A 2,487-nucleotide genomic window follows, 5' to 3' on the forward strand; every position below is an offset into this window, starting at 1 on the left:
CCAATTTCAAAATTTATCAATCGTTTCGAGAATTCTGGTGGTCCAAAAACATAGTCAATATGATATGTTTTTTCTTGATTTCGTTGAAAATACAAAGTAGGAATAGTTTCCTTCCCTTGTTCTTCTCCAGTATATCTGTGATAAAGACTTTCAATACCAATTCCCCTTAAATCATTCACCACATCAGAATGATTCCACCACCTGTCCCATTGATCCCAATTTACATTACTGTTGAAATCTCCTGCAATAAGGGTGTTTTTTAAGTTGTTCTTGTTGACTTGCAAATATTTCCATAGCTGCCCGATATATCCAAAATTCGGCGAATTGTTTCGATGTAACCAAATAGCAAGTAAATCAAATTCCTGATTAATTGAACATGGCAAAAAATGCTTTACGAAATGGTCTTTATATTGATTCGACCAGTCTAGTTTTTTCAATTCAAAATCCGATCTGGCAAAAACTGCCAATCCTTTGTTTTTGGTATTACCAATCCATAGGTAGTTTGTCGCCCAATTTTGATATTTTTCATGCAGTGTCTCAGCGGGGTTTTAACATTCCTGAATAATGTAAATATCTGCATTGAAGGTTGAAATATATTCAAACTTTCCTCTAAAAGCCACAGCAATTCCAAGTTACAATTCTCAAATCTTTCTTGTTTTATAATTCACACCCGACCAAACTTAAACCTCTCCCTCCCCTCATTCAATTCACTTACCAATGCTTCAATATCATCTTCCGTGGTATTGTAATTGGTGATGCAGGCACGGAATGTCAGTTTGCCGAAAACGGGATAAATGGATAGCCAGGACTTTCCAGAATCAATGATGTTTTTGATTACTGTTTTGGTAAAATCAGGATTGTCAAGGTAATTTTCATCCATAAAACATACCACAGGAAATGGACTGCTGTTCATTACAGTCCAACCGCTGTTTTCCAACATCTTCCTCAGTTTTTCCCCGATCTCTGTTTGATGGCGAATGGTTTTTTCATAACCCTCCCAACCAAATATCATCAATACCAAATACAGTTTGATGCCATAAGCCCTGCGGGACCATTGGATGGAATGGGTAAATGGATCAACAATTTCCAGGTCTTTGGCTTCCTTGGGCATATATTCCGCTGTGATCCGAAAAGTTTCTGACAAGATCTCCTTGTGTCGGGTGATAAACAAACTGGTTCCCATGGTGACAGACAACCATTTGTGTGCATCAAAAGTAATGGAATCCGAAAGTGATATTCCGTTCAGAAATGGTTTCAGATCAGGATGCAATACCGCAGCACCACCATAAGCAGCATCTACATGAAACCAAAGTCCGAATTCATCTGCAATTTTCCTGATACCCACCAAATCATCAATGGCACCTGTTCCCGTAGTGCCGGCAGTACCGATAACCAAAAAAGGTTGAAAACCATCTTGGACATCCTTCTGAATAGTTGCCTTTAGTATTTCCAAATCCATTTTCAGGTCTTTCCGAACCGGTATATTCCTGATGGCATCATATCCAAGGCCAACGGTTTTTGCTGCTTTATGAACTGAGTGGTGGGATTCAGCCGAACAATACATCACAGGTCTCTTGCTTACCCCAAACCATCCCGACTTGGCAAATTGAGGAAAAGCATGGTTCACCGCACTCAAAACCGCAGTCAGGTTGGCTTCGGCACCTCCACTTGCAAATACCCCGTCTATGCTTTCATTTGGATATCCAAACTTTTTTCCAAATTCAGCAATGAGATAACTTTCAATTTCATTGGCAAAGGGGGAATGGCTCCAAGCTGCCAATTGGGGATTAAAAACAGCAGTGATCAAATCACCCAAAATACTGGGGAAGTTTGCCCGGGGATTGTAGAGGCCGAAATATTTTGGATGTGGGGTGTGGACAGAATAGTTCTTCATACCCTCTACCAAATGTTGGATAGCTTCCTTTGAAGTTAACGGTTCAGAAAAATCAACCTTCCTCACTGCATCCACAATTTCAGAAATATCCAACTTCGGTGAAACCCGATTGGACTTTGTATCTGAATAATAACCTTCAAGCAATTCAAGGGTAAACTTGTAAAGTTTCTGTCTTTCGGAAGGGGTTAAATCAAAGCTTTGCATTTAAGTTATTTGGTTAGGAGGACTTTGAAAAACAAGATGAAAAAAATACTGATTACTACCCAAAGGAACCGTCATTTATTTAGAGGATTTCATCGCCTTGGGGGTTTTTATTTTAACCACAAAAGTGACAAAAGAGAACAAAAGAAAAGGAGGAATCTTATGATCAACCTTTCCTGATCTTCATTTCGCTATGTTTTCTTCATATCTAAAAGTTTTTCTTGTAAACTGGAATTACAAATTCCAAGGATAAAAAGAGGCTGTCTCAAAATTAACCGTTAATTTTCAAAACAGCCAAAATTAAGCCATAGAGGCCGATTTTCAGAAAATCGGCCCCTTGTTTTTTGAATACCGGTCAAAACCGGAAGCTTATTGCCTTGCCAGGGCTGATC

The 2,487-nt window shown here is 39.0% G+C and carries 2 protein-coding genes; both read right to left on the minus strand.

Annotated elements, in window-relative coordinates; all coding sequences use genetic code 11:
* Positions 1–467, minus strand: a 467-nt coding sequence (locus ACEW8U_RS18855) for an endonuclease/exonuclease/phosphatase family protein (protein WP_373523611.1), incomplete at its 3' end; no start/stop codon positions are given.
* 197 nt (positions 468–664) lie between these two features.
* Positions 665–2,098: an aspartate aminotransferase family protein gene (locus ACEW8U_RS18860; RefSeq protein ID WP_373523612.1), complete on the minus strand. Its 1,434-nt coding sequence runs from the start codon at positions 2,096–2,098 to the stop codon at positions 665–667.
* Positions 2,099–2,487: the final 389 nt, after the last annotated feature.

The sequence above is a fragment of the Aquiflexum sp. genome, assembly GCF_041751335.1.
Classification (GTDB): Bacteria; Bacteroidota; Bacteroidia; order Cytophagales; family Cyclobacteriaceae; genus Aquiflexum.